This window comes from Nocardioides caeni (genome assembly GCF_004912195.1).
Lineage (GTDB): Bacteria > Actinomycetota > Actinomycetes > Propionibacteriales > Nocardioidaceae > Nocardioides > Nocardioides caeni.
This window is the reverse complement of the sequence record NZ_STGW01000001.1, coordinates 491,291-517,177: the sequence shown is the minus strand read 5'-3', so window position 1 is coordinate 517,177 and position 25,887 is coordinate 491,291. Positions and strand designations below refer to the sequence as shown.

The 25,887-nt window shown below is 69.4% G+C and carries 26 protein-coding genes and 1 riboswitch; of the genes, 15 read left to right on the top strand and 11 right to left on the bottom strand.

From position 1 onward, the window contains the following. The first annotated feature begins 128 nt into the window (after positions 1-128). From E9934_RS02560 to E9934_RS02550, 3 genes are all read left to right on the top strand, one after another. On the top strand, positions 129-938 hold the full coding sequence (locus tag E9934_RS02560) for an alpha/beta hydrolase (RefSeq protein ID WP_136561232.1): 810 nt from the start codon (positions 129-131) through the stop codon (positions 936-938). A 116-nt stretch (positions 939-1,054) separates the two neighbouring features. After that, a complete protein-coding gene (locus E9934_RS02555) occupies positions 1,055-2,281 on the top strand; it encodes a hypothetical protein (protein ID WP_136561231.1) in 1,227 nt (408 codons plus the stop codon). 53 nt (positions 2,282-2,334) lie between these two features. Next, entirely contained in the window at positions 2,335-2,787 is a 453-nt protein-coding gene (locus E9934_RS02550) for a hypothetical protein (protein ID WP_136561230.1), read from the top strand. A gap of 182 nt (positions 2,788-2,969) precedes the next feature. Here the strand turns inward: E9934_RS02550 and E9934_RS02545 are convergent, their stop codons facing one another. Genes E9934_RS02545 through E9934_RS02525 form a run of 5 tightly spaced genes read right to left on the bottom strand, consistent with a single transcriptional unit; the run spans position 2,970 to position 6,976 of the window. Further along, positions 2,970-3,881 carry an ROK family protein gene (locus tag E9934_RS02545; RefSeq protein ID WP_136561229.1) on the bottom strand — a complete coding sequence of 304 codons (912 nt, stop codon included), beginning with the start codon at positions 3,879-3,881 and terminating at the stop codon, positions 2,970-2,972. 15 nt (positions 3,882-3,896) lie between these two features. Further along, positions 3,897-4,841, bottom strand: coding sequence for an ROK family glucokinase (locus E9934_RS02540; RefSeq protein ID WP_136561228.1), 945 nt, complete (start codon positions 4,839-4,841; stop codon positions 3,897-3,899). Further along, on the bottom strand, positions 4,838-5,281 hold the full coding sequence (locus E9934_RS02535; protein ID WP_136561227.1) for a hypothetical protein: 444 nt from the start codon (positions 5,279-5,281) through the stop codon (positions 4,838-4,840). Before E9934_RS02535 ends, E9934_RS02540 begins: the two co-directional genes overlap by 4 nt. Continuing rightward, positions 5,278-6,492: an ArsA family ATPase gene (locus tag E9934_RS02530; protein WP_136561226.1), complete on the bottom strand. Its 1,215-nt coding sequence runs from the start codon at positions 6,490-6,492 to the stop codon at positions 5,278-5,280. Before E9934_RS02530 ends, E9934_RS02535 begins: the two co-directional genes overlap by 4 nt. 25 nt (positions 6,493-6,517) lie before the next feature. Further along, positions 6,518-6,976 (bottom strand): SRPBCC family protein, encoded by a 459-nt coding sequence (locus E9934_RS02525; protein WP_136561225.1) that lies wholly within the window; start codon positions 6,974-6,976, stop codon positions 6,518-6,520. A gap of 166 nt (positions 6,977-7,142) precedes the next feature. Between E9934_RS02525 and E9934_RS02520 the strand changes: the two genes are divergently transcribed. The 10 genes from E9934_RS02520 (at position 7,143) to E9934_RS02475 (ending at position 18,291) form a co-directional block, all read left to right on the top strand. Next, positions 7,143-8,870 carry an AMP-dependent synthetase/ligase gene (locus tag E9934_RS02520; protein WP_425576939.1) on the top strand — a complete coding sequence of 576 codons (1,728 nt, stop codon included), beginning with the start codon at positions 7,143-7,145 and terminating at the stop codon, positions 8,868-8,870. 261 nt (positions 8,871-9,131) lie between these two features. Continuing rightward, positions 9,132-9,839 (top strand): Flp pilus assembly protein CpaB, encoded by a 708-nt coding sequence (gene cpaB / locus E9934_RS02515; protein WP_158294899.1) that lies wholly within the window; start codon positions 9,132-9,134, stop codon positions 9,837-9,839. Positions 9,840-9,849: 10 nt separating this feature from the next. Continuing rightward, positions 9,850-11,046, top strand: a complete 1,197-nt coding sequence (locus tag E9934_RS02510) for a CpaE/TadZ family protein (RefSeq protein ID WP_136561222.1) — start codon at positions 9,850-9,852, stop codon at positions 11,044-11,046. Continuing rightward, entirely contained in the window at positions 11,046-12,566 is a 1,521-nt protein-coding gene (locus tag E9934_RS02505; protein ID WP_136561221.1) for a TadA family conjugal transfer-associated ATPase, read from the top strand. The genes E9934_RS02510 and E9934_RS02505 overlap by 1 nt, the downstream gene beginning before the upstream one ends. 137 nt (positions 12,567-12,703) lie before the next feature. Then, a complete protein-coding gene (locus tag E9934_RS02500) occupies positions 12,704-14,491 on the top strand; it encodes a type II secretion system F family protein (protein ID WP_158294898.1) in 1,788 nt (595 codons plus the stop codon). Beyond that, on the top strand, positions 14,491-15,414 hold the full coding sequence (locus E9934_RS02495) for a type II secretion system F family protein (protein WP_158294897.1): 924 nt from the start codon (positions 14,491-14,493) through the stop codon (positions 15,412-15,414). Before E9934_RS02500 ends, E9934_RS02495 begins: the two co-directional genes overlap by 1 nt. A 48-nt stretch (positions 15,415-15,462) precedes the next feature. After that, positions 15,463-17,034: a sensor histidine kinase gene (locus tag E9934_RS02490; protein ID WP_136561218.1), complete on the top strand. Its 1,572-nt coding sequence runs from the start codon at positions 15,463-15,465 to the stop codon at positions 17,032-17,034. Beyond that, positions 17,034-17,684, top strand: coding sequence for a response regulator (locus E9934_RS02485; protein WP_136561217.1), 651 nt, complete (start codon positions 17,034-17,036; stop codon positions 17,682-17,684). The genes E9934_RS02490 and E9934_RS02485 overlap by 1 nt, the downstream gene beginning before the upstream one ends. A 146-nt stretch (positions 17,685-17,830) precedes the next feature. Further along, positions 17,831-18,025 carry a Flp family type IVb pilin gene (locus E9934_RS02480; RefSeq protein ID WP_136561216.1) on the top strand — a complete coding sequence of 65 codons (195 nt, stop codon included), beginning with the start codon at positions 17,831-17,833 and terminating at the stop codon, positions 18,023-18,025. Positions 18,026-18,117: 92 nt separating this feature from the next. Further along, complete coding sequence (locus E9934_RS02475) at positions 18,118-18,291, top strand: Flp family type IVb pilin (protein ID WP_136561215.1); 174 nt, start codon at positions 18,118-18,120, stop codon at positions 18,289-18,291. On the opposite strand, the gene E9934_RS02470 is transcribed toward E9934_RS02475, so the two are convergent. The 4 genes from E9934_RS02470 to E9934_RS02455 form a co-directional block, all read right to left on the bottom strand. Then, positions 18,266-19,510, bottom strand: coding sequence for a M48 family metallopeptidase (locus E9934_RS02470; RefSeq protein ID WP_136561214.1), 1,245 nt, complete (start codon positions 19,508-19,510; stop codon positions 18,266-18,268). The two genes, E9934_RS02475 and E9934_RS02470, sit on opposite strands and share 26 nt — an antisense overlap. A gap of 27 nt (positions 19,511-19,537) precedes the next feature. Beyond that, positions 19,538-20,770 (bottom strand): hypothetical protein, encoded by a 1,233-nt coding sequence (locus tag E9934_RS02465; protein WP_136561213.1) that lies wholly within the window; start codon positions 20,768-20,770, stop codon positions 19,538-19,540. Then, positions 20,745-21,674: a C40 family peptidase gene (locus E9934_RS02460; protein ID WP_136561498.1), complete on the bottom strand. Its 930-nt coding sequence runs from the start codon at positions 21,672-21,674 to the stop codon at positions 20,745-20,747. Before E9934_RS02460 ends, E9934_RS02465 begins: the two co-directional genes overlap by 26 nt. A 77-nt stretch (positions 21,675-21,751) precedes the next feature. Then, positions 21,752-21,937: riboswitch (cyclic di-AMP (ydaO/yuaA leader) on the bottom strand. Positions 21,938-22,116: 179 nt separating this feature from the next. After that, positions 22,117-22,323 carry a hypothetical protein gene (locus tag E9934_RS02455; protein WP_136561212.1) on the bottom strand — a complete coding sequence of 69 codons (207 nt, stop codon included), beginning with the start codon at positions 22,321-22,323 and terminating at the stop codon, positions 22,117-22,119. A gap of 96 nt (positions 22,324-22,419) precedes the next feature. Here E9934_RS02455 and E9934_RS02450 point away from each other — a divergent pair, with 96 nt between their 5' ends. Then, positions 22,420-24,144 carry a DEDD exonuclease domain-containing protein gene (locus E9934_RS02450; RefSeq protein ID WP_136561211.1) on the top strand — a complete coding sequence of 575 codons (1,725 nt, stop codon included), beginning with the start codon at positions 22,420-22,422 and terminating at the stop codon, positions 24,142-24,144. Continuing rightward, positions 24,141-24,419 (top strand): Lrp/AsnC family transcriptional regulator, encoded by a 279-nt coding sequence (locus tag E9934_RS02445; RefSeq protein WP_136561210.1) that lies wholly within the window; start codon positions 24,141-24,143, stop codon positions 24,417-24,419. Before E9934_RS02450 ends, E9934_RS02445 begins: the two co-directional genes overlap by 4 nt. 12 nt (positions 24,420-24,431) lie before the next feature. Here E9934_RS02445 and trpD read toward each other — a convergent pair whose 3' ends face one another. Next, the gene (gene trpD / locus E9934_RS02440; protein ID WP_136561497.1) at positions 24,432-25,454 is read right to left on the bottom strand and encodes an anthranilate phosphoribosyltransferase; all 1,023 of its coding nucleotides are present in this window, start codon (positions 25,452-25,454) and stop codon (positions 24,432-24,434) included. Positions 25,455-25,477: 23 nt separating this feature from the next. Further along, on the bottom strand, positions 25,478-25,879 hold the full coding sequence (locus E9934_RS02435) for an Rv3143 family two-component system response regulator (protein WP_193556857.1): 402 nt from the start codon (positions 25,877-25,879) through the stop codon (positions 25,478-25,480). Positions 25,880-25,887: the final 8 nt, after the last annotated feature.

Here is a 25,887-nt window from a genome sequence, read left to right as displayed (position 1 = left end):
TTCCGATCCGACCTCCGCCACGGGGCGCCGCCCGATCGGTGCCCTGCTCGCAGCGTAGTGCCTCGGGCCCGGGCGCCGGGCATCCGACCGCACCGCGGCGAACGGCAGGCGTGCGGCACACTCCCCCCATGTCCTCGCCGAGCCCCGAGCCGACCTCCGAGCCGACCTCCGAGCCGACCTCCGCGGTCACCGAGCCGCTCACGATCGCGGCCCGTCCCGAGCTCACCGGCGGCCGGTGCATCGGGGTGCTCCTGAGCCACGGCTTCACCGGGTCCCCCGCCTCGATGCGGCCGTGGGGCGAGCACCTCGGCGCGCTCGGCTACGGCGTCGTCGTACCGCGGCTGCCGGGGCACGCCACGAGCTGGCAGGACCTCAACCGACACCGGTGGTCGGACTGGACGGCCGAGATCGAGCGCGCCTTCGACGCCCTGCGCGCCGAGCACGACGCCGTGGTGGTGGGCGGGCTGTCGATGGGGGGTGCGCTCGTCCTCCGCCTCGCCGCCGACCGTGGCGACCAGGTCGCCGGCGTGATGGTCGTCAATCCTGCGGTGGCCACCCGGCGCCTGGACGTCAAGCTGCTCCCGGTCCTGAAGTACCTCGTCCCGTCGTTCCCCGCCATCGGCAACGACATCAAGAAGCCCGGCGTCGACGAGCACGGCTACCCCCGGACGCCGCTCAAGGCGATCCACTCGCTGATGCAGTCCTGGCCCGCGCTCATCGCGGACCTCCCCCGGATCGCGGCGCCGCTGGTCTACTTCCGCTCGGCCGACGACCACGTGGTCGACGACGCCTCCGAGCCGCTGATCCTCGAGCGCATCTCGTCGACCGACGTCACCCGCGTCGGGCTCCCCGAGAGCTTCCACGTCGCGACCCTCGACAATGCCGCTCCGACGATCTTCGAAGGCTCGGCTGCCTTCATCGCCCGCGTGACCGGATGACTTCCCCACCGACGTGTTTCGTCCACGCGTTCCTGCGGATGTGGGCAATCGCCCACATCGTCCACCTGACGATCGCCAACGGCCACGCGCTCGACACACCTTGGAACGTCGGCACCGTGATGGCCGCGCTGGGCGTGATCCTGCGCCCCGACCTGGCAGCGCTGGTCGTCGCGATGGCCGGACTCCAGCTCGTGGACTGGTACGACGAGATGCCGATCAGCCCGGACCACTGGACACTGCTCGGCTTCGGAAACGTCGCCCTCCTGATCGGTGTCGCGCTCTCCCGCACTCGCCCGGTCAACGAGGCGGTCGCACGGGTCTTTCCCGCGCTGCGCCTGATCACCCTCATCGCGTACTCGGCCGCGGCGCTGGCCAAGTACAACGAGACCTTCACCGACCCCGTCCTGAGCTGCGCGACAGCCATCGCCGACCGGGCGTCGTACGGGCTCGCGGCGCAGGTTCCGACCGACTGGTTGTGGTTCGTGACGGTGATGGTGGTCGAGACATCGATTCCCATCCTGCTCCTGATCCCGCGCACCCGCCGTCACGGGGTCCGGATCGCTCTCGCCTTCCACTTCGTGCTGAGCGCCAGCCCGGCCTTCGGCGTCGTCGACTTCACCGCCGCGTTGTTCGCGCTCTTCTTCCTCTTCCTCTCCCCCGACGATGCGGGTGCAGTGCTCGACCGCATCCGGAGGGTGACCTCGAGGTCGGCCGTGGCCCGGGATGCCCAGAACCATCCATTCGTCGCGGCGACGGTGGCCTTCGTCGTCTTGGGGCTGTCCGGGCATGTTGTGGGCCGTGTCGGCACCGGAGTGACGTACGTCGCCGTAGAGCTCTACTTCCTCGGCGTCCTTCTAGCAGCACTGATGACCTGGCGCCGTACCGCGACCGCCATTGCCTTCGGACGGATCCCCCTCGCGACGCTACCGGTGGCAGCCGTCCTTCTCGTGTGGGTCGCAAGCCCCTACCTGGGATCCCGCACGACTGGCGTGTTCACCATGTTCTCCAGCCTGAAGACCGAGAGCGACGTGGCCAACCACCTCTTCCTGCCGACGCATCACCTGACCGGCTGGCAGGACGACCTCGTGCACATCGTTTCCTCTTCCAACGCGGCGATCGATGGGGCTGCGCGAAACGACATCGCCGTGCCTCTTCTGCAACTGCGTCTGCTCGCGATCGACGACCCCGAGCTCGTCGTCACCGGGAGGGTCGATGGCAGGCTCGTGACGTTCGGTCCCGCTGCCGGCCAGGAGCATCTGACTCCGCCCGGCTACTGGGAGGGCAAGCTGCTGTGGTTCCGACCCGTGCCAGTCGGAGACCGTCTGTTCTGCTCCAACAGCTGATCGCCGACGTCGGTCAGACAGCCGCCTCTCCCCCACCGCACTAGGCTGGGGACGTGCAGCGGGAGCAGCGGGACGACGACGCCGCCTGGCAGGCGATCGTCGACAACTACGGCGACCGGGTCCTCGGCCCGGACGACGACCCTGCGGCATCCCAGTCGGTCACCGACGAAGCCCTCGACCAAGCGGACGTGACCGACGACGCTGTCGCGGACAACGCGGACAACCGCGACAACGAGATGCTCGAGGCCGACGAGGACGATCCTTGGGACCAGTTCGTCCCGCCCGTCCCCCCGCCCCTGCCTCGACCGAGCGTCGACCGCTTGCTGTCGTGGCTGGGCGTCTTCGGGTCGCCGGCGGTTCTGCTGGCGGTCGTCGTGACCGGCGTCCACCTCCCGACGTTGATCGGCTGGTTCCTCGTCGGTGCGTTCGTCGCAGGCTTCGGCTATCTCGTCGCCACGATGCCGGCCTCGCCTCGGGACCCCTGGGACGACGGAGCGCAGCTCTAGTCCTGTCCTGGTGGCGTTGCTAGTGGCGTGGGTCAGAAGTGCTTGGACGGTTGGCGTGCTCGTGGTGCGTGCATCGCGAGGCGGCCGGGCGACGACAGACCGGGCGTCTTTCGAGCTCGGCCAACACGGCGAGGTGCGTGCCACGGGTGCGCCGACCGTTCAATGACTTCTGGCACGCGACACTAGACCGACCCTTGACTGACGAGCAGGGCAGCACCGATGGCCCCCGCCTCCGGCCCGAGCTCGGCGGCGAGCAGGGGCGGCACGGGCCGGTAGGCCGTGCCCTGCAACGACGCGGCGAGCGCTGCCCGCGCGGGAGCGAACAGCAGGTCTCCGACGGCGCTGACCCCGCCCCCGACCACGACGATCTCGGGATCGAAGGAGGAGACCAGGCCCGCGACACCCACGCCGAGCCAGGTTCCGATGGTCGCGAACGCCTGTTGCGCGACGACGTCACCCTCGCGGGCCAGGCGGGTGACCTCCGGTCCGTCGAGGTGCCGGCCGAGCGCGACGCGGGTGACCCGCTCCAGGGCGCGGCCGCTGCTGTACTGCTCCCAGCACCCCCGCAGCCCGCACTCGCACGCGAGTCCGTCCGGGACCACCTGCTGATGGCCGAACTCTCCGGCCAGGCCGTGGGCACCGCGGATCACCCGGCCGTCGATCACCACAGCCCCACCGATCCCGGTGCCGAGCGTGATCACGAGCGCCGATCCGGCGCCACGGGCGGCGCCTCGGGCAACCTCGGCCCTCGCCGCGCAGTTCGCGTCATTGTCCATCGCCACGGTCCATCCCGTACGCCGCGCGAGCCGTTCCCTGATCGGTTCGTCGCGCCACGGCAGGTGAGCGCCGAAGAGGAATCGCTCGGCGGCGGCGTCGACCAGTCCGGCCACCGCAACGCCGAGCCCGGCGACGGCGCCACCGTCCGCCACGACGGAGGCGACCCGCACCACGGCGTCCTCGAGCTCGGCGCCGGGCGCGGTCCGTCCCGGCATCACGGCCGTCGCCGTGGCCTCGACCGCGCCGTCGGGTCCGAGCTTGACGGCGAGCAGCTTGCTGCCGCCGACGTCCACCCCGATCCAGGAGCCCACGGCCATCGTGGTGAGTCGTCCTCAGACCCGTGCGAGGTCGGCAGCGCCGACGACGCCGGCGCGACCTCCCATCTGGGCGAGACGGATCTCGGCCTCCGGGCGGAACCCTCGCCCGGTCAGCTCTCGCTCGAAGGCAGCTCGCAGCGGCTGCAGCAGCAGATCGCCGGCATCGCTGACGCCACCCCCGATCACCACGACGCCGGGATCGAGCACGGCACACAGTGATGCGATGCCCTGGCCCAGCGCGTCACCCAGACCGGCCAGGAGCTCGATCGCGAAGAGGTCGCCCTCCCGCGCAGCCAGTGTGACCAGCGGCCCGTTGATCATCGAGGCGTCGCCGCCAACGCGGTCCAGCAGGTCTCGGGCGCGCAGGTTGGTCGTGGCCTGCTCCCGGGCCTCACGCACCAAGGCGCTTCCGCTCCCGTACTGCTCGAGGCAGCCGTGGTTGCCGCATCCGCACAATCGGCCGTCCGGCACCAGGCGGAGGTGCCCGATCTCGCCCGCGACGCCGTGGGTGCCGCGGACCAGCCGGCCACCGGAGACGACACCGCCGCCGACACCGGTGCCGACCGTCACCATCAGCTGGTCGTGATGCTCGCGTCCCGCGCCGAACCTGAACTCTCCCCAGGCCGCTGCGTTGCCATCGTTCTCCACGACGACCGGCAGGCCCGTCAATCGTGCGATCTCGGCACCGAGCGGCTCGCGGCGCCAGGCGATGTTGGGCGCGAACAGCACGGTCGACCGATCGGACGCGACGTAGCCCGCCGCGCCGACGCCGACGGCGTCCACCGGGTGCACCGCCACCAGTTGGGCGACCAGGCCCGCGACGGCGGCCTCGATCGCGGCCGGATCGCTCGCCGGCGACACGACGCGGGCCTCGCTCGTGATCGTCCCGTCGACTGCGACCAGGGCCCCGGCGATCTTCGTGCCGCCGATGTCGATGCCGCAGGTGAGACCGGTGCTCACGGCGCCTCCTCTGACTCGATGTCGTCCAGGTTGTCGTCCGGGTTGTCGTCCAGGTCGATGTGCTGCACCTCCGGGCCGCGGTGGCCAGGATCGCCAGCGGCTGGCGATGGCGCAGGCGTCTCCAGCATCCCCGCAGCGGCTTGCAACAAGGACGAGGCCGCGACCATGAGGTGCGCCTTGACGTCGGGGGAAGTCTGCCGCACCGCGTGGACGACCCGGCAGACCGGGCAGTACCTGCACTCGGCGCCTTCCGTGGCGAGGTGCTCGTTGATCCCCTGGGCGAGGCCGGCGAAGTGCGTCGCGGCACCACCGACAGTGCCGGCTGCGTCGGTGGAGTGCTGCCGGGCGAGGTCGGCGAACGCCCCGAAGAGCCGCATCGCCTCCTCGCCCACGCTGCCGACCTCGTCGCGCCCGTCGGGTCCGCTGTGCCCGTCTGTCATCGATGCTCCTTCGCGCCCGTTGTGACGGGCAGTGGCTCGACGAACCTGATCCGGAGGTCGCCGTCGACCACCTTGGCTCCCGCAACCCGCATTCGGGCCAGTCCCACCGGGAGCGTCAGCAACCGCCGATAGGAACCGACGGTCATCACCAGCTCGTCGCCGTTGCGCGCGAGATCGACGTCCGCGCGGTTGACGAACGGCAGGGACAGACGCACCTCGGCGCCATCCTCCGTGCGCTGGACCCGGAAGGGGCCATCACCTGACGGAAGGACGAAGGGGTCGGCGCCGGCATAGAGGGCCGTCGCGAGAGAGCGGAGTGCCTCGACCCCGACGGGCTCGGTGGGCTGGTACTCGGAGGTGTAGATCGGCAAGCCGGTGAACGACTGGGCCACGTCGGCGAGGACGGTCGCCTGGGCGTCGACCCATCCGGCCCGCCACGGGTCGTCGGCAGCTGCCGGGAACACCCGGTTGGCGACCACCCCGTCGACGCGATAGCCGAAGAGGCACAGGCTGGTGAAGGCACGGCGCGCCTCGGCGAGCACCACCTGCTCCGGTGTCAGCACCAGGCGGACCGTGGCGCCCGGCCCCGACAGCAGCTCGTGGACGTCGTCCAGCTCGGCGTGCAGGCGGCCGATCGCGTCGAAGACGTCGTCGCTGGGCATCGGAACGCCTGCAGCCCGGTTGAGGACCGGGCGCAGCAGCTTGACGAGCCTGCGCTGGATCGGCAGGAGGCGCTCGATGTACCAGCCGAGAGCCTCGGGCAACGCCAGGAGGCGCAGGGTCTCGGCCGTCGGCGCGCAGTCCACGACGATCACGTCCCACTCTCCCGAGCGCGCCTGCCGGCGCAGCTCGAGGAGCGCCAGAACCTCCTCCGCGCCCGGGATCACCGTCATCTCACCGGCAGCGACGGGGTCCATGCCCGCCGCGTCGAGCACGGACAGCAGGTAGCGCTGGACGTCTGCCCAGGACTGCTCGAAGCGGAGCTGGGCGTCGACCTGCTGCAGGAAGAGTGCCGGTGCGACCTCGGTGGGCTCTGCGCCCGCGTGGGCGGAGCCCGCCGGAGTCGCGCCGTAGGCGTCGGCGAGCGAGTGAGCGGCGTCGGTCGAGATCACCAGGGTCCGCTGCCCGGAGGCGGCAGCCAGGGCCGCCGTACCGGCGGCGACGGAGGACTTGCCCACACCACCCTTGCCGGTGAAAAGGATGATGCGCACGGGCCTTTCCTGCATCCGTCGACCCTCAGGCGCCGGACTCGACGCGCTTCTTCAGCCCCTTGAGCGCGGTGTCGATGAGGATCTTCTCGCCCTTGCGCTTCAGCATGCCGATCAGCGGGATCGAGACGTCGAGTGCCAGGCGATAGGTCACCTCGGTGGAGGACGGACCGAGCTCCCGCAGGACGTAGGCGCCGTCGAGGGCGCGCAGCATCTTGCCCTCCACGAGGGTCCAGGTGACCTGCCGGTCGGCGTCCCAGTCATAGGCCAGCGTGTATTCGTCCTTGATCGGCGAGACGTCCAGGGCGAAGAAGACCTCGCGTGCGCGTCCGCACTGCTGCTTGTCCATCGCGTCGAAGCTGGAGCGGACCTCGGCCACGGTGACGCCCTTGGCCCACGCGGGATAGGCCGGGAAGTCGGCGATGACGGCCATCACATCGGCCGCAGCGGCCTCCACAACGATCGACGACGAGGTCTGTTCGGCCATGGCCGGAAGGCTACCGGACCTGCCGTGCGCGCTGACGGGAGGAGCACGCGGAGTACCCTGCCTGCGGCCCACGCGTCGCCCCCTCGTCAGGACAGGAGCCCCGGTGCGCGAGTACTCCACCCCGCTCGACCGATCGATCCCGACGACGGGATCCTTGACCGACGATGTGATTCGCAACGCAGACCAGTCCCCGGACACCGTGCAGTTCAGCCGTCCCGACGGCGCCGGTGGCTGGTACGACGTGACCTGCGCCGACTTCCGACAGGAGGTCGCCGGCGTCGCCAAGGGCCTGATGCAGTCGGGCGTCGGGGCAGGCGACAGGGTCGCCCTGATCTCCCGCACCCGTTACGAGTGGACGCTCCTCGACTACGCGATCTGGTTCGCGGGTGCCGTGACGGTGCCGATCTACGAGAGCTCCTCGGAGGAGCAGATCCGCTGGATCCTGACGGACTCCGGCGCCCGCGCGGTCGTCGTCGAGGACGACGTCCACCGGACCCGGGTCGAGGCGTCGCGGTCGGCTCTGCCCTCGCTCGAGCACGTGTGGTCGATCGACGACGGGGCCGTCGCCGACCTCACCGCACTCGGCGCCGACGTCAGTGACGAGCGCCTGGAGGAGCGACGTTCCGCCGTCGGCAACGACGACCTCGCCACGCTGATCTACACCTCGGGCACGACCGGCCGGCCAAAGGGCTGCCGCCTGACCCACGGCAACTTCCAGACCGAGCTGGGCACCGCCGTCTCGGAGCTGGAGCGACTCTTCGAGACCGACGGGGCCTCGACCCTGCTCTTCTTGCCCCTGGCCCACGTGTTCGCCCGGATCATCCAGGTCGGCTGCGTGAAGGCGCGCACCCGGATGGGCCACAGCTCCGACATCAAGAACCTGGTCCCCCACCTGGCGACGTTCCAGCCGACGTTCGTGCTGGCGGTGCCGCGCGTGTTCGAGAAGGTGTTCAACACCGCCTCGCAGCGTGCGACCGCCGACGGCAAGGGACGCATCTTCGATCGTGCCGTCGAGTCGGCCATCGCCTACTCACGCGCCCTCGACGCGGGCCGGGTGCCGATCAGGGTCCGGGCCCAGCACGCCGTGTTCTCGAAGTTGGTCCATGCCCGCCTCCGCGACGCCCTCGGCGGGCGTTGCGAGCACGCGGTGTCGGGTGGCGCGCCCCTCGGTGAGCGGCTGGGCCACTTCTACCGCGGCATCGGGGTGACCGTGCTCGAGGGCTACGGCCTGACCGAGACCACCGCCGCCCTGACCGTCAATCTCCCTGATGCGCAGAAGGTCGGCACCGTGGGCCGGCCACTGCCGGGCACGACCGTCCGCGTCGCCGATGACGGTGAGCTCCTCTTCACGGGTGGCCAGGTCTTCTCCGGCTACTGGAACGACGACGAGGCGACGCGCGAGGCCATCGACGCCGACGGCTGGTTCCACACCGGCGACGTGGGCGAGGTCGACGACGAGGGATTCGTTCGGATCACCGGCCGCAAGAAGGAGATCATCGTGACCGCCGGCGGCAAGAACGTCGCGCCCGCGGTCCTCGAGGACCGGGTCCGCGCCTCCGCGCTGGTGAGCCAGTGCCTGGTCGTCGGCGACGGCCAGCCCTTCATCGCAGCTCTGGTGACCCTGGACGAGGAGGCGCTGCCGGCCTGGGCCGAGCTGCACGGGAAGTCGGCCCGACCGGCGGAACTGGTGGACGATGCCGATCTGCTCGCGGAGATCCAGGAGGCGGTCGACGAGGCCAACAAGGCCGTGTCCAAGGCCGAGTCCATCCGGAAGTTCACCGTCCTGCCGGCAGACTGGACCGAGGATGCCGGCCAGGTCACGCCGAGTCTCAAGCTGAAGCGGACCGTGGTCATGCGCGAGTTCCGTCGCGAGATCGCTGCACTCTACGAGTGAGCTCGCCGGCGACCTGCCGGCCCGGAGCGGGACATAGTCCTTTGGGACCCCCTCTGACGTCAATCGACTACGAATCCACGACTTTCCGTCACTCCAGCATCACGACGCGCTACTGTCGCCCTGCACCGCCGAGCGGGAGGGTTCGACGGGTGCGGAGACGTGGTACCGAGAACATTGACCGGGTCCCTCGGAGGGATGGCTCGGACCGAGCAGCATGGGGAGCGGGAGGGCTTCGAAGTGGACCGTCGAAGGTTGCTACTGGTGGTGGCGGCAGTCATCGCTGCGTTGGGTGTGGCACTGGTGTTCGTCTATGCCCGAGGGGCCGACAGCCGAGCCGCCGACAAGTACGACGCGGTCGAGGTCCTCACGGCCTCGCAAGAGATCCAACCGGGCGAAAGCCTGGACGACGCGATCGACAGCGGCAAGGTCAAGCTGACCTACGTCGCCGAGGCCCAGCTCCTCGACGGCGCGACCGATGAGACGGACAAGCTCGACGGTGACGTCGCCCTCGTCACGATCTACCCAGGCGAGCAGCTCGTCCCCATCAAGTTCGGCGGTGAGGACGAGGTCAAGGCGGCGTCGGTCCTGCCGATCCCGAAGGGCAAGCTCGCCATCTCGATCTCGGTCGAGGACGACGCCCGCGTCGGCGAGTTCATCCAGGCCGGCGCCGAGGTCGCCATCATCATCACCCGTCCGAAGGACAGCAATGACCCCATCGAGAGCCGGATCCTTCTCGAGCGCGTGACCGTCCTCGCCGACGGCCTGAAGACCAACATCGACTCCGGCGACGACGAGGAAGGCATCACGGACGCCGACATCGAACGACTGATCACTGTCGCGGTCACCCAGCGCGAGGCCGAGAAGGTGCGGTTCGCCGAGCGGGCTGGCGACCTGTCGATCGGCCTGCTCAACGACGCCAGCAAGGTCGAACGCGACGGCGGCGTCACCCTCGAGAACCTCTTCAAGTGAGGTAGTGGCCATGCCCGTCCTCGTCGAGGCTGACTCCACCGCCGTCTCACCGCTGCAGGCAGCGATGCCCACCGGTTCCCACGCCGTCGCGTCCATCGACCGGATGCAGGCGTGGCTCGACCAGCACGCCGACGAGTACGCTGCCGTGCTCGGCCCCAGCGTCTCGATGGAGACGGCGCTGGACACGGCGGAGACACTGCGGATCCGGCGTCCCACGGTCAGTGTCGTGCTCGTGCGCGAGCAGGCGGACGCCGACGTCCTGACCAAGGCCATGCACGCCGGCATCCGTGACGTCGTCGTCATGAACGGTTCGGACGACAAATCGCTCACGCGCGCAATCGAGCGCGCCCACCAGCTCTACCAGGCACTGCGTGGTCCCGGTGGTGCGCGGCAGCTCGGCCGTGTCGTCACCGTCTTCTCCCCCAAGGGAGGGGTGGGCAAGACCACCTCATCGGTCAACCTCGCGCTCGCACTGGCCGAGCGCGGCGCCCGCAAGGTCTGCCTCGTCGACCTCGACCTCGCCTTCGGAGACGTGGCGATCACCATGCAACTCTTCCCGACCCACTCCATCGAGCAGGCCGTCGGCGCCGAAGACTCGGTCGACCTGACCATGCTCGAGGGCCTGCTGACTCGCGACGACAGCTCGTCGCTGACCGTGCTCGCCGCGCCTGCCCACCCGGACGTGCGGGAACGGATCACTCCCCTGCTGATCTCGCGCATCCTGCGGTCCTTGCGTGACGGCTTCGACTATGTCGTCGTCGACACGTCGCCGTCCTTCGACGACGCGACGCTGACCGCCCTGGACGAGACGGACGAGTGCGTCATCGTCGCGACCCTGGACGTGCCGACCCTGAAGAACGTCAAGGTGGCCCTCGAGACGATGGACATGCTGAGCATCGCCCGCGGTCACCGCCACCTGCTGCTCAATCGGGCGGACGACGCCGTCGGCATCAGCGTGGAGAAGGTCGAGAGCATCCTCGGGATGCCCGTGACGTCACAGGTCGCTACGGCCGTCGACATCGCAGCGGCCACCAATGCCGGCACGCCGATCGTGAGCCATAAGCCGAGCCACCCGGCCAGTCTCGCCTACACCGAGCTGGCCTCCTCCGTGACCGGCGAGCCGGTCGCCACCCCGTCGACGAACGCCGAGGAAGCAGCGACCGAGCAGGCACGCTCGCGGGGCTTCTTCCGGCGTGGGAGGAACTGATGTCGAGCCTCTCCGAACGGCTGGCCGCCGCCCGCAGGGAAGCCGCCGCCCAGGGCAAGCACGCCGGCGATCCTGCTCCTGATGAGTCGGGCGGGGAGGTAGCCAGCAGCACTTCTGCGACAGGGTCCGAGGCACGCCTCGCCGGATCCAGCACCGCTGCGACCACCGGACCACTGGCAGCTCGCGCAGCGGCTGCCGGTGCCGACGGCCGCCCGACGTCCCGTCGGACCCTGGCCAACCAAGAGGTCGACCGGATCGAAGAGTTGAAGAGCAGCGTGCATGCCGAGCTGCTCAAGAAGCTCGGTCCGCACCTCTACGACGCCGAGATGGACCAGGACGAGCTGGACCAGACCGTCCGTTCGGTGCTCTCCGAGGTGCTCGGCGCCCAGGATCGACCTCTCAGCGCAGCGGACCGCGCCCGGGTGACGCAGGACATCACCGACGACATCCTCGGCTACGGACCGATCGACCCCTACCTCCGCGATCCGGAGGTCTCCGAGGTCATGGTCAACGGTCACGACGACGTGTGGCTGGAGAAGAGTGGCCGCCTGATGAAGGCTGAGGCTCACTTCGCGGACGAGGGCCACCTGCGCCGAACGATCGACAAGATCGTCTCCCGCATCGGACGCCGGGTGGACGAGTCGTCGCCGATGGTGGACGCGCGCCTTCCCGACGGCAGCCGTGTCAACGCAATCATCCCGCCTCTCTCGATCGATGGCTCTGCGCTGACGATCCGGAAGTTCTCGACCGACCCGCTGACCGTGCAGGACCTGATCAACTTCGGGTCGCTCACTCCGCAGACCGCTGACTTCCTGGACGCGTGCGTCCGGGGACGGCTCAACGTGATCGTCTCGGGCGGCACCGGCGCCGGGAAGACGACGACGCTCAACGTGCTGTCGTCGTTCATCCCCACCGACGAGCGGATCGTCACCATCGAGGACGCGGCCGAGCTCCAGCTCAAGCAGGACCATGTCGTGCGCCTGGAGTCGCGGCCCTCCAACATCGAGGGCAAGGGCGAGGTCAGCATCCGCGACCTGGTCCGCAACAGCCTGCGCATGCGCCCCGACCGCATCGTCGTCGGCGAGGTTCGTGACGCGTCGGCACTCGACATGCTGCAGGCGATGAACACCGGCCACGACGGCTCCATCTGCACGCTGCACAGCAACGGTCCGCGCGACACCTTGGCCCGCATGGAGACGATGGTGCTGATGGCTGGCATGGACCTGCCGATCCGCGCGATCCGCGAACAGGTGGCATCCGCCGTCGACCTGATCGTGCACCAGACCCGCTTCAAGGATGGCTCACGGCGGATCACTCACATCACCGAGGTCGAGCGGATGGAGGGTGACGTCATCACCCTCCAAGACGTCTTCGTCTTCGACAACAGCCCCGGTTTCGACGAGAACGGGCGCATCTTGGGCCGGTTGCGCTCGACCGGGCTGCGGCCGAAGTTCCTCGAGAAGCTGACCTACGCCAACGTGGCCGTCGATCCGACGATCTTCCGCATGGACCGGCTGTGAGCACGCTGAGGCGTCTCCTGCTCCTCGTCGTCGCTGTCCTCGCCGGTCTGATGATCGGCATGACCAGCGCCTCCGCCGAGGACGGCACCATCGCGCACGTGGAGGCCTCCGAGGACGGCCTGCGAGTCCTCGTCAGCGTGCCCCCGGGCGTCCAGGTCGATCTGGACGGAGTCACCGCCAAGCTGGCCGACGACGAGCTGGATGCCAGCGCGACCGCGGCCAGCGAGGGCGCCAGCGTGAAGCGCACGACCGTGCTGGCCATCGACACGAGTGAGTCGATGCGGTCCCGCGGCCGCTTCGAGGCGGCCAAGGAAGCCGCCGGCATCTACCTCACCACCGTGCCCGACGACGTCGAGGTCGGCATCGTCACCTTCGACAACGAGGTGAACCTGGCGCTGGACCCGACCACGGATCGAGCAGCCGCGCAAGCGGTCATCGACGGCCTCGAGACGGCACGCGACACCCGCCTCCACGACGGTGTGCTGGCAGCGATCGACGCGGCCGGGACGCTGGGCCAACGCACGGTGCTGCTGCTCTCGGACGGCGCCGACACCGGCGGCGGAGCCACCATCGGCGACGTCGTCGATGGCATCGACGACAGCAAGGCGACCGTCGACGTCGTGTCGCTGGGGGTCCGTGGCACAGCTCTGGAGGCGCTACGCGAGATGGCTGGGGCCGGCGAGAGCCCGGGCACCGTCATCAACTCCACCGGGGAAGGCCTCGCTGACGCCTTCCGGGCCGAGGCTGATCTGCTCGCGAGCCAGATCCTGGTCACCGCTCCCCTGCCGTCGGGTTTCGACGCCGAGCAGGCCAACGTCGAGGTGACGCTGCCCACAGACGGCGAACCCATCGTCGCCGCCGCCCTAGCGTCGATCCAGTCCGCCTCCGGCGACGCAGATCTGATCGACTCATCTCCCGAGGTCGCCGACCAGAGCGCCTGGGACGCGCCCGACTGGGTGCTCTACGGCGGTCTCGTCGCCTTCGCCATCGGCCTCGTCGTCGTTGCCCTCATGCTGGTGCCCGCGAAGCCCGCACCGATGACCCTCGCCGATCGCGTGGAGGCCTACAGCACGCGGGCGTCTGTCTCCTTGGACAAGGCGGCGGCAAGGCCCGCCACTGAGCCTGTCCTCGAGCAAGCGAAGGCCGCCGCCGCCGGGGTGCTGGAGCGCAACCGCGGGCTGAACGACCGCCTGACCCGGCGCCTGTCCGCGGCTGGGAGCGAGTTCAAACCGTCCGAATGGCTCCTGCTCCACGTCGGTCTGGTGTTTGCCTTCGGCCTCTTGGGACTCCTCGTCGGCAAGGGCGACCTTGTCGTGGGCATCCTCTTCATGGCGATCGGAGTCGTTGCGCCACCCATCTACTTGCGAATCCAGAGCGCGCGGAGGTTGAAGGCGTTCCAGAAGGGCCTCCCTGACGTGCTCCAGCTCATCTCCGGTGCACTGAGTGCCGGTTTGTCCTTGGCCCAGGCCGTCGACACCGTCGTCCGCGAGGGTCCTGAGCCCATCGCCTCCGAGTTCAAACGGGTCCTGGTGGAGTCTCGCATCGGGGTTCCGCTCGAGGATGCCTTCGAGGGCGTCGCTGCGCGGTTTCAGAGCAAGGATTTCGCGTGGACGGTCATGGCGATCCGGATCCAGCGTCAGGTCGGTGGAAACCTTGCTGAGCTTCTGACGACCGTGGCCGCGACCATGCGCGAGCGAGCATCACTCCGGCGGCATGTGAGTGCTCTCGCCGCCGAAGGCCGGATGTCCGCCTACGTCCTCTGCGGTCTCCCTCCGGGCTTCTTCATGTATCTCTTCCTGACAAACCGCGATTTCCTCGAGCCGTTGTATGCCGACCCGCGCGGATGGATCATTTCGGGACTGGCGGTGGGCTGGCTGCTCATCGGAGTCTTCTGGATGTCACGCCTGGTCAAGGTGGAGGCCTGATGCTACTGATTCTTGCGTTCGTGCTGCTGATCGCCGCGGTATCGGCAATCGGAGTGGCGATTGCCGGCAACGAGCGTCCAGACGGGCTCGAGAGAGCCCTCCGTGCCCTAGAACAGCAGGGCGCCGGGGCCGGGGCACAGGATCTGGCCGACGACGCGGACCGATCCTTCACCGATCGCATCCTCGATCCGATGCAAGCGCGTGCCCTCCGCATCGGTCGACGCATCACCGGAGCCGACCAGGCGGACCGAATCCGTCGCCGGCTCGAGTTCGCCGGAGTCCCCCACGCATGGACGGTCGACCGAGTCGTCTCCCTGAAGGTGCTCGGCGCGGTCCTACTCCCGGGGCTACTGCTCGCCTACGGACTACTGCTGAACTTCTCGATCACGACTCTCGCGCTGATGGCCGCGGCAGGCGTCGTGATCGGATTCTTCGGTCCCGATATCTACCTCTACCAAATCACGGCAAAGCGATCAGATGAGGTCCGCAAGACTCTCGCCGATGCGGTAGACCTATTGACGATCAGTGTCGAGGCCGGCCTGGGTTTCGACGCCGCCATCCAGCAGGTCGCCCGCAACACGACTGGGCCCTTGGCCGAGGAGTTCTCGCGCGTGCTGCGCGAGATGCAGCTCGGGATGAGCAGGTCCGACGCTCTGCGCGCACTGGGAGCACGGAGCAACGTAGACGACCTCCATACCTTCGTTGGCTCGATGGTGCAGGCCGACGCCTTTGGCATCCCGATCGGCCAGGTCCTGCGCGTACAGTCGGCCGAGATCCGGTTGAAGCGGCGCCAGTACGCTGAGGAGAAGGCACAGGAGATCCCCGTCAAGATCATGATCCCGCTGATCATCTGCATCCTTCCCTGCCTCTTCGTCGTCGTCATGGGCCCGGCCGTACTCAACGCCATCGACAACTTCAGCTGAGACGCTGCATGGCCCCGCCGCCGCCAGAACTGGTTCTAGGCTGACCACATGGTCAGCAGCCAGAGTTACGCCGTCGTGGGCGCTGCCCGCTTCTTCGCGCTGCTCGCGATCGGCGGCCCCATTCTCTGGTTTCACCAAGAGGAGGGCCTCTTCGCCCTCCTCGCGCTGAGTTTCGTGTGGATCTTCCAAGGCGTCACGGCCACACGACGGGAGTTGCGTCTCTCCCTCAGCCCGGCGACCGAGGCAGCGACAGTAGGGGTCATCTGCGCCCTCGGCATGGAATCCGCGCCGTCCATTCTGGCTGCGCTCGTCGTTCCGCCGCTCTACGCCACAGCCAACGCCGGCCCGCGCACCATGGCCAGGGCCGTGATCGTCGAGTCGATCACTGTCGTGGCGTTGGCCCTCATGTGGTGGGAACGGATCACCTCAGAGCAGGCCGTGTCCATCTTCACCTGGGTGATGGCCGGGCTCGGACTGAGCCTGATCGCCAGTGTCACGTTCTCCTCCGACCGCCTGCCCGACCCGCTCGCCCCCTACCGCGACGCGCAGGAGCACCTCCGCCAGCTGCTCGCCCTCGCGGGCGACCTCAGCTCCGGTTTGGACGTCGCCGCTCTGGGGGGAGAATTGCTCAGCGTCGTCAGCGACCAGATCCCCAATCGTGGCCTCGTGCTCTACGTGCCTCGTGGCGACAGCCTGACCCCCGTCGCTTCGACCCTGGACCTGGAACAGGCGGACGCGGCTGCGTGCGAGACGCTCGCAGGCGACGTCCACCTCAGTGGTCAAGGACGCCAAGACCACGTCGAGATCGGGCAGGGCTTTGCCTTCCGGGTCAGCGAGCAGGTGGTGGTCGCCGGTCTCAGACCGGCGAGCAGCGACACCGACCTGCCGCTCCCTCTCGAAACAATCGCGCACGACCTCGCGGACAATGCGGTCAAGGTCGACGCAGCCTTGTTGTTCGCCCAGTTCCGCGATGCCGCCACAGCGGACGAACGCAACCGGCTGGCGCGCGAGATGCACGACGGCGTCGCGCAGGACATCGCCTCCCTCGGTTACATCATCGACGCGTTGGCTGCCCGTCCGGCCGACGATGCCCAGGAAAAGGCCCTCATCATGCTCCGGGACCGCGTCAGCAAGGTGGTAGCCGAGGTGCGTCAGTCGGTGATGAACCTGCGCACCAGCATCGGTGAGGCCGAGAGCCTCGGTGCGGCGATCAGCAACGTGGCTCGTCACCTCTCGGAATCCTCAGGCATCCCGATCCGGGTCCGTCTCGACGAGCAGCCGGCCCGGCTGCGCCCCGAGGTGGAGGCAGAGCTCTTCCGGATCGCCCAGGAAGCCATGAACAACGCGGTCAAGCACGCCCGCGCCACCGCGATCGACGTGCGCTGCCAGGTCTACGCGCCCGACGCCATCATCACCATCACCGACGATGGCGTGGGACTGCAGTCGGCGCGCAGCGACTCGCACGGGCTGAAGATCATGCGCGAGCGTGCCAGACTGATCGGAGCGGAGCTCGTGGTCCGCGACAACGCCAGCAGGGGCTTGACCGTCTCGGTATCGGTCAAGACCCAGCGGAGCTCGGTCGGCTCGTCGCCGACCCCGACCTCGACAGAGGAGATGTGATGAGTGAGCCGATCTCGGTACTTCTGATCGACGACCACGAGCTGATCCGCAACGGGTTGGGCGCCGTCCTCGACCTCGAGCCCGATCTCCACGTGGTCGCCACGGCCGGATCGGTGGCCGAGGGGATCGCCGCCTACCAGCGGGTGCAGCCTCAGGTGGTCATCACCGATCTGCAGATGCAGGACGGCACCGGACTCGACGTCGTTCGCACCCTCCGCAAGGAGAGCGACCAGGTCGGTCTGATCGTCCTCACCATGCACTCCGGCGACGAGCAGATCTTCGCCGCGATGCAGGCCGGTGCGTCAGGCTTCGTCGGCAAGGACGCCCCCTCCACCGAGGTGATCAAGGCTGCCCGTCACGCAGCCGTCTCCCCCAAGGCTTTCGTCTGTGCCGGCCTGGTGGGCGCGATGATGCGGCGACAGTCGGCCGAGTCGACCGCCCTGACAGAGCGTGAGCACGACGTCCTCGTGCTACTCGCCGAGGGCCTGAATGCGGCCGCCATCGGCCAGAAGCTCTACCTCTCGGAGTCGACAACCAAGTCTCATATCGCGCGGATCTACCAGAAGCTCGGAGCCGCCAACCGGGCCCAGGCACTGGTGACGGCGATGCGGATCGGACTGCTCTCGACGGTGCAGCCTTCAGCACGATGACGGACACCTCCGCCCGCTAGTCAGAAGTGACTAGGGGGGACGAGACGAACTCCCGATACAGGGGACGCCCAGATGCGGCAGAGTTCTCGTCATCGGGGAGGACTCCCCGGGGACACAGAGAAGCAACCAGTGCAAGGAGCACCCCGATGATCCAGTACCTCAACATCCTGCTCAACGCCCGCCTCGCCAAGTCGGACGAGCGTGGCGCGACCGCCGTCGAGTACGGCCTGCTGGTCGCCCTCATCGCTGGCGTCATCATCCTCGTCGTCGGATTCCTGGGCCAGGACATCCTCGGCGCCTTCGACGGCGTCGAGAACGAGATCAACGGCGACCAGGGCTGATCGCCTGCCAATGGTCACCAACGGCCGCGCTGTCACGACTGACAGCGCGGCCGTCGGCATAAGTCGGGCACATCGACAGGAAAGATGACGTCATGACACTGGGCCTCACGACTGCCCAAGAGCCGGCCCCAGCACCGGATCGCGGCGCAACAGCGGTTGAGTACGCACTGCTGGCCAGCCTCATCGCGGGTGTCATCATCGCGGTCGTCGGATTCCTCGGTCAGGATGTCACGGCGCTCTTCACCTCGGTCGACTGGACTCCCTGAGATCGGTCGCCATTCCGACTCTCTCTAACACCGTGGGATGCGAACCAAACCACCACTGTGACCACGCCGGAGGTGTGGGGTCGGCATGGGAGCGCACGGCGAGACGGCGCTGGAGATCGACGAAGGCGTCGGGATCGTTCGTCACCGCCAGGGCCGTCTGGTCTGCCCGGATCTCGATCTGACGGCTGATCCCGTTCTGCACCGGCGCCGTGACGACCGTCGCCAGCGCGACAAGGGCCAGCACGAGCGGCACCGATCCGACGTCGGCCATCCCCCGCCGGCGGCCGGACTGGAGCACCAGCCCGAGCAGGCCGACGCCCAGCATGGCGCCCGCCGCGCCGAGCATCGTCCCGGTCACCACGTCGTCGTGCTTGGCGTGGGCAAGCTCGTGCGCCACCACCGACAAGGTCTCCGCCTGCGGTGTGCCGTTGACGAGGTTGTCATAGAGCACCACGCGACGGGTGTGCCCGAATCCCGACACATAGGCGTTGAGCGTCGTCGTACGTCGGGACGCGTCAGCGACGAGGACGTCGTCCACCTCGACATCCTCGGCCTCCGCGAGGGCGAGCACGCCTGACCGCAGGGATCCGTCCGGGAGGGACTCGAAGTCGTTGAACAGCGGCTCGACGACCAGCGGATAGACGAACGAACCGATCATGACGAGGACCGCGGCCCCCACGCCCACGATGGCCGGCCACGCTCGGGTCCAGCGACGCGCGCAGCCGACAGCACCGATCAACGCCAGCGAGGTTCCGATCACGGTGACCGCGTCCGCGGTCAGGAGGTCGGTGCCCCAGGCCGCCCAACTGCCGGCGGCGAGCCCCTCGTCGAGCCTCAGCTGTCGCGAGGCGATCCCGAAGGGCAACGTCACGAGGCGGCCGACGGCCGTGAGCGCCACCACCGCAGCGATGACTCGCAGCCACCACCAGCCGGGGATCCGCTCGACGAGGCCCCGTCCACGACGCCCGAAGCCGAGCCAGCACGCGACCGCGAGGGAGACCACGAGCGAGGACCAGCTCCATGCCCGGGCCCAGCGGGCGAAGTGCTCCGCCCGGGCGATCTGGTCGTCGGTGAACACCGACGTCGCCGGAACCGCCTCGGGCCGACCGCCGGGCACGGGCTCCCACGGCACCTGGGTAACGGCGAGGAGGAAGAAGATCGCACCGCCGATGATCACGGTCCCGAGTGCCACCCGGTCGAGGGCGGGGCGTGTGTCCATCCGGGCAGTCTTTCGCAGCCGTCGGCATCAGCCGAGGCCGGCCACCCGCAACTGCCATCCGGCAGTCAGGTCTGCCTCGGTCCAGCCGAACCTGTCGACCAGCTCCGTGGCCACGTCGGCGCCACCGAGGACGGCACGGTAGAACTCGACGACCGCGGTCTCGCCGCCCTGCTCGGCCAGGGTCACGACGACCTGCCAGGCAGCCTCATAGACCACACCGAGGTGGCCCGAGGCGGGGTCGAACTCACTGTCGGCAGGAAGGGAGTCGGGGACACCGTCGGCCTCGACCGCGTCGATGAGCTGACCGGCGGTCCTGCTGATCGGCAGGTCGAGGTCGCGCAGCGCGACGTAGTCGGCGAATCCTTCCACCAGCCACAGCGGAGCGGTCTGGGCCAGGACAGCGCCGGTGACGGCGTGGACCACCTCGTGGGTGGCGACGACCTGAGCGGCGACCGGGTCCATGGCGTCGTAGACAGCCGGGTTCACGAACACGTGGACAGGACTCTGCTCGGTGCGCGACCCGTCGACGGGGGCGGTCACCGCGGCGATCGAGGCGTAGGTGCCCGATGCGACGTCCAGCGCCCGGTCGAGGGATCCGGTGTCAGCCGGGACCTCGACGACCACGCGTTCGTCACCGCCGATGACGCCGCGGATCTCGGTGATCGCCCGTCGGATCTGGCGGTCGTAGATCGCCAGCTCCTTGTCCGAGGCGACGCCGAACACCAGCGCGTCGGGCGATCTCCGCGAGCCCACCCGGTCCGAGAGCCACACCGGCAGGCGGGCGGAGTCGTCTCCCAGAGCCTCGATCGACCTGCCGCCGTCGGCGAAGTGGACGGGCAGCTCGGTGCGCGCCGACGCCTCGTCGAACCCGTCGATCCGCCACGTGACTGCGACGAGGGCCGTCCAGCCGTCGTCGCCCGACGTCTCCCCCGTCTCCGTCACATAGGTGAAGGTGACGTCCGACAGTCCCAGGTCGACCGCGTTGGCGACGATGTCGCCGAGCAGCGCGGCAGCCTCCGTGTCGGCGCCGAGCTCCTCAGCCGCGCCGAGATCGCCATCAACGGCCGCGCGTTGGAGCGTTGCGAGCGACGTTGCCGCCTGGCCGGCGTCGACGATCTCCATCGACGCCGAGGGCGGCGGCGCGACGTACTCGTCGGCCGAGCAGGCTGCGCCGGCGAGGGAGAGCAGTACGAGTACGAGGCCACTCCACGCGGAACGGCGTCGTGAGCTGTGCTCAGCCAGGTCGCACCGCACCGGCATACGGCATCTCGTCGACGCTCGAGACCTTCACGCCGGCCCCGGGATTGGCCGCGTGGACGATCATGCCGTTGCCGAGGTAGATCCCCACGTGGCTGATCGGGCTGTAGTAGAAGACGAGGTCACCCGGCTGGAGCTGGCTCTTCGCAACGGGAGTTCCGGAGCCGGCCTGGGCCCGCGAGGAGTGCGGCAGGCTGACACCGGCCTGGGCGTAGGCCATCATCGTCAGGCCGGAGCAGTCGAAGGCGTTGGGGCCTGCCGCGCCGAACACGTAGGCGTCGCCGACCTGGGCGAGGGCGTAGGCGATGGCGGCCTTGGCCCGCCCCGACGCGTCGATCGAGGAGGCATCGGGGGCCCGGTAGCCGCCGCGCGAGAGGATCTCGGCGCGCTCCTCCTCCTCGAGACGGGACAGCAGGCTCTCCGCCTCGGCGAGCTTGTCGTCGGCGACCTGCTTCTCGTCCTCGAGGCGCTCCTCGAGCTCCTCGATGTCGTCACGCCGTCGCTCGGTCTGGTTGCGCCGCAGGCTCGAGGCCTCGAGCTCGGTGTCGTAGTCGGCGAGAAGCGACTCGTGCAACCCGTCGACGGTCGTCTGCGTGGACAGCTCGTCCAGGAAGCCCTGGCTGTCGGATGCCAAGAGCTCGCCGGTGGCTCCGAGGCCACCGCTCTGGTAGCGACGGATGGCTGCGTCGCGAACGTCGTCGCGGACGCCGGCGAGTGCCTCGTCCTGCCGACCTTGGTCTGCCTCCAGCGAGTCCAGCTCGCGGTTGAGCTCCGTGAGCTCCAGGCGAGCGTCGTTGTAGCGCTCCGACGCCTGCTCGGCCTGGTGCAGGAGCTTCTCGACGCGGTCACGCACGGTGTCGATGTCGGGCTCGGCCTGGGCCGGGGTGGAAGAACTGGTCACGCTCATCACGATCGTGCCGCTGAGGGCGAGCGATGCGAGTGTTGCGGTGATGCGCTTGCGGCCGTTCAGCACGTGCTGGCGGTCCCTCCAGTGTCGTACGCCTACCGGGTGAGCTGACGGATTCGGGCACGACTTGCCCTACCCGTGCTCCTCGCCCCGCCTCCGACTGCTAGGTCGCCGGCAGTGCGCCTCGCACGGGATTCACCCCAGAAGTGTTGGTTCCCCGGCTCCTCTGCCACGGGTGGCTTCGGACTCAGCGCGGCATCCGCGCGGGCCGGTCGACCCACTTCCACGAACACCTGAACGGGCAGCCTAGTGGTGCCGAGGACCCACACCAAACCCGCCGCGGTGTGTTGTGGACACGGATCATGAGGCGCAGATCACATCTGTCCCACACGTGTCCGCACGCCCCGCCTTCCCCAAGCCCTCCGCCGGGCCCAGCTTGGATTCAGGCCGACTCCACCTCGGGGCCGTCGACAGGCCGGACCAGCCGTAGCGGTGGCACCAGACCCGCGCCAGCGAGCGCGTCCAGCGCCCGCAGCTCCTCGTCGTCGATCACCAGCTCGGGCGGCGGGCCCAGCAGCACGGTCACGACGCAGTCGTGACACGCCAGGCCGCGCACCACACAGGTGTCGCAATCGATTCTCGTCGTCATGGAGCGAGGGTCACAGGAGGTGCCGACACAAACCCGGCCCACCGGCCGGGCGCGGGCTCATCGGTTGCGTCGGCGGGCCCACCTAACGTCGTGCCCATGAGTGCCGAGCCAGTCCCTCCTGCCCGCTGGGACGAGCAGCGCTCGTTCGACGAGCTCGGTCGCCCCCTGCGCGAGGTGACGTTCTGCGTCGTCGATCTCGAGACCACCGGCGGCTCGGTCGCCGACGGGGACATGATCACCGAGATCGGTGCGGTCAAGGTGCGCGGGGGCGAGGTGCTCGGTGAGTTCCAGACCCTGGTCAACCCGCAGACCGCGATCCCGGCGTTCATCGCCGTCCTCACCGGCATCACGAACCCGATGGTCGCCGACGCTCCGCCCATCTCCTCGGCGTTGCCGGCGTTCCTCGAATTTGCCGCCGGCTCGGTCCTGGTCGCTCACAATGCGCGGTTCGACGTGGGCTTCCTCCGTCACTTCGCCACTCAGCAGCAGCTCGCGTGGCCCGACTTCGAGGTGCTGGACACCGTGCGCCTCGCCCGCCATGTGGTCACTCGCGACGAGGCGCCCAACCACAAGCTGTCCTCGCTCGCGAGGGTCTTCCGCGCGAGCACCACGCCCAACCACCGTGCGCTCGCCGACGCCCGTGCGACCGTCGACGTGCTGCACGGTCTCATCGGCCGGCTGGGCGGTCTCGGCGTGCACACGCTCGAGGAGCTGCAGTCCTACAGCGTGAAGGTGGCCGCCAGCACCCGCCGCAAGCGACACCTCGCCGACCGGCTCCCCCACGCCCCCGGCGTCTACCTGTTCCAGGACGACGCCGGCCGAGTCCTCTACATCGGCACGTCCCGCGACCTGCGACGCCGGGTCCGCTCTTACTTCACCGCCTCGGAGAAGCGCAGCCGGATGGGACAGATGGTCGGGCTGGCGACCACGGTCACCGGCATCACCTGCGCCACTCCCCTGGAGGCCGAGGTGCGCGAGCTCAGGCTGATCGCCGAGCACAAGCCTCCCTTCAACCGGCGCTCCCGTCATCCCGAGAAGGTGACCTGGCTCAAGCTCACCCGCGAGGTGTGGCCCCGACTCTCCCTCGTCCGCAAGGTGCTCGACGACGACGCGGACTACGTCGGTCCGTTCTCCTCCCGAGGAGCGGCTGAGAGCTCCCTGGCGGCGCTGCACGAGGTCTTCCCGATCAGACAGTGCAGCGACCGGCTCGGGCGGAAACCCTCGCGATCGGCGTGCGTCCTGGCGGAGATGGAGCGCTGCCTGTCCCCGTGCGACGGCAGCATCGACTCCTCCACCTACGCGGCCGTCGTCCGCCAGGTGCAGGACAACCTCCTGCGCCGGCCGGACGACGTCGTCGACCTGATCGAGGCGCGGATGAGTGCGCTGTCTGACCAGGAGCGCTTCGAGGAGGCCGCGGTGCACCGCGACCGGCTCGCCGACCTCCTGCGCGCTGCTGCGCGGTCCCAACGCCTCACCGCGCTCACTCGTTGCCGCGAGGTGGTCGCCGCACGTCGCGAGGAGACGGGGGCGTGGGCAGTCCACATCGCCCGCCACGGCCGCCTCGCTGCGGCCGGAGTCATCCCCCCGGGCGCCGACGCCATCGCCTATGTCGAGGGGCTGCGGCAGACGGCGGAGACCGTCGTCGCCGAGATCGGGCCCACCCCCGCGGCGACTGCCGAGGAGAGCGAGCGCGTCCTGCGCTGGCTGGAGGCACCAGGCGTGCGGCTCATCGACGTCGTCGGCGAGTGGAGCTGCCCGGTCCAGGGCGCCGGGCGCCATCTCCCGATCGTCGCCCCGCCCGGGCCTAGAGTGAGCGCATGATCACCGCCATCGTGTTCGTCCAGGCCGAGACCGCGCGGATCCCCGAGGTGGCCGCCGCGATCGCAGCACTCGACGGCGTGAGCGAGGTCTACTCGGTGACGGGCCAGATCGACCTGATCGCACTGGTCCGGGTACGCACCCACGACGAGATCGCCACCGTCGTGGCCGACCGGCTCAACAAGGTCCCTGGAGTCGTCGACACCGAAACCCACATCGCCTACCGGGCCTACTCCCGCCACGACCTGGAGGCGGCGTTTTCCATCGGCCTGGACTGACCCGAACCTGCATCAGCCGTTGGCGAAGGCGACCCAGCGTTCAAGCGTCGCGACGGCCGCGCCGGAGTCGATGGCCTCAGCGGCGCGGGCGATGCCCGTCGCGAGCGCCTCGGCGACCGGCGCACCGGGCGCGTCGTAGACGGCGAGGGCGGCGCCGGCGTTGAGGAGGACGGCATCGCGGACGGCGCCGGTCTCCCCCGCCAGCATCCGTCGTACGACGCCCGCGTTGTGCGCCGCGTCGCCGCCCCGGAGATCCTCCGCACTGGCCCGGGCGATGCCGAAGTCCAGCGGGTCGATCGTCGTGGCGCTCACCTGACCACCGGTGGCGATCCAGACCTGGGAGGTCGTGGTGGTCGTCAGCTCGTCGAGGCCGTCATCGCCGCGGAAGACCCAGGCATCGACGCCCCGGCGCGCGAACACCCCGGCCATGACCGGGGCCTTGCCCTCGAACGCACAGCCGATGGCCTGCGCGGCGGGCCGGACCGGGTTGGCGAGCGGGCCGAGCAGGTTGAAGAGCGTGCCGATGCCGAGCTCCCGCCGCGGGACGGCGGCGTGACGCAGCGCCGGGTGGAACGCCGCGGCGAAGCAGAAGGTGATGCCCGCCTCGTCGGCCACGGCGGCGACGCGCTCGACCGGGAGGTCGAGCCGGACCCCGAGCTGCTCGAGGACGTCGGCGGTCCCGGCCTGTGACGAGGCGGACCTGTTGCCGTGCTTGACGACCTTCGCGCCGGCACCGGCCGCGACGATCGCCGACATCGTCGACACGTTGACCGAGAAGGACCGGTCACCGCCCGTGCCGACCACGTCGAGGGTGCGACCGCCGACCGAGATCGGGGTCGCGACCGCATACATCGCCTCGACGAGTCCGGAGAGCTCGGCGCTGGTCTCGCCCTTGGCGCGCATGGCGACGGCGAATCCCGCGATCTGCACCGGCGTCGCCTCGCCGGCGAGGATCTGCTCCATCGCCCACGTGGCGTGCTCCGGCATGAGGTCCTCCCCACGGACGAGCGCGTCGAGGAGGTCCGGCCAGCTCATCGGGCGGCCGTCGGCAGCGGAGCTCACGCGGGGACGCGCGAGCGCAGCAGCGAGACCACGGCTTCGGCGAGCTGGATCGGGTCCAGCGGGTGCGGCACTGCCGCCTCGGCCCGCGACCAGGTCGCCAGCCAGGCGTCCTGCGGCCGCCCCGTGAGTACGACGACGGGCGGGCAGTCGACGATCTCGTCCTTGAGCTGCTTGGCGATGCCCATGCCACCCGCCGGCACGGCCTCACCGTCGAGCACGGCGAGCGCGATCTGGCCGCCGTCCATCTGCTGGATGACGACCGGCTCGGTCGCCACCTCGACGTACTCGACCTCGGGCAGGTCAGGGTGGGGACGCCGGCCGAGGGCCAGGATCACCTGCTCGCGGGTGTGCACGTCGTCGCTGTAGACGAGCACCTTCAGCGTGTTGGTGGAAGCCACCCGCGTGA

What these genes read in the sequence shown, in the direction of transcription:
- E9934_RS02525 (WP_136561225.1), bottom strand. Translation starts at nt 6,976, where the DNA reads ATGGCCGAACAGACCTCGTCGTCGATCGTTGTGGAGGCCGCTGCGGCC.
- E9934_RS02505 (WP_136561221.1), top strand. Translation starts at nt 11,046, where the DNA reads ATGTCGAGCCTCTCCGAACGGCTGGCCGCCGCCCGCAGGGAAGCCGCC.
- E9934_RS02450 (WP_136561211.1), top strand. Translation starts at nt 22,420, where the DNA reads ATGAGTGCCGAGCCAGTCCCTCCTGCCCGCTGGGACGAGCAGCGCTCG.
- E9934_RS02485 (WP_136561217.1), top strand. Translation starts at nt 17,034, where the DNA reads ATGAGTGAGCCGATCTCGGTACTTCTGATCGACGACCACGAGCTGATC.
- E9934_RS02455 (WP_136561212.1), bottom strand. Translation starts at nt 22,323, where the DNA reads ATGACGACGAGAATCGATTGCGACACCTGTGTGGTGCGCGGCCTGGCG.
- E9934_RS02480 (WP_136561216.1), top strand. Translation starts at nt 17,831, where the DNA reads ATGATCCAGTACCTCAACATCCTGCTCAACGCCCGCCTCGCCAAGTCG.
- E9934_RS02490 (WP_136561218.1), top strand. Translation starts at nt 15,463, where the DNA reads ATGGTCAGCAGCCAGAGTTACGCCGTCGTGGGCGCTGCCCGCTTCTTC.
- E9934_RS02560 (WP_136561232.1), top strand. Translation starts at nt 129, where the DNA reads ATGTCCTCGCCGAGCCCCGAGCCGACCTCCGAGCCGACCTCCGAGCCG.
- E9934_RS02465 (WP_136561213.1), bottom strand. Translation starts at nt 20,770, where the DNA reads ATGCCGGTGCGGTGCGACCTGGCTGAGCACAGCTCACGACGCCGTTCC.
- E9934_RS02460 (WP_136561498.1), bottom strand. Translation starts at nt 21,674, where the DNA reads ATGAGCGTGACCAGTTCTTCCACCCCGGCCCAGGCCGAGCCCGACATC.
- trpD (WP_136561497.1), bottom strand. Translation starts at nt 25,454, where the DNA reads ATGAGCTGGCCGGACCTCCTCGACGCGCTCGTCCGTGGGGAGGACCTC.
- E9934_RS02535 (WP_136561227.1), bottom strand. Translation starts at nt 5,281, where the DNA reads ATGACAGACGGGCACAGCGGACCCGACGGGCGCGACGAGGTCGGCAGC.
- E9934_RS02475 (WP_136561215.1), top strand. Translation starts at nt 18,118, where the DNA reads ATGACACTGGGCCTCACGACTGCCCAAGAGCCGGCCCCAGCACCGGAT.
- E9934_RS02510 (WP_136561222.1), top strand. Translation starts at nt 9,850, where the DNA reads ATGCCCGTCCTCGTCGAGGCTGACTCCACCGCCGTCTCACCGCTGCAG.
- E9934_RS02495 (WP_158294897.1), top strand. Translation starts at nt 14,491, where the DNA reads ATGCTACTGATTCTTGCGTTCGTGCTGCTGATCGCCGCGGTATCGGCA.
- E9934_RS02445 (WP_136561210.1), top strand. Translation starts at nt 24,141, where the DNA reads ATGATCACCGCCATCGTGTTCGTCCAGGCCGAGACCGCGCGGATCCCC.
- E9934_RS02545 (WP_136561229.1), bottom strand. Translation starts at nt 3,881, where the DNA reads ATGGCCGTGGGCTCCTGGATCGGGGTGGACGTCGGCGGCAGCAAGCTG.
- E9934_RS02470 (WP_136561214.1), bottom strand. Translation starts at nt 19,510, where the DNA reads ATGGACACACGCCCCGCCCTCGACCGGGTGGCACTCGGGACCGTGATC.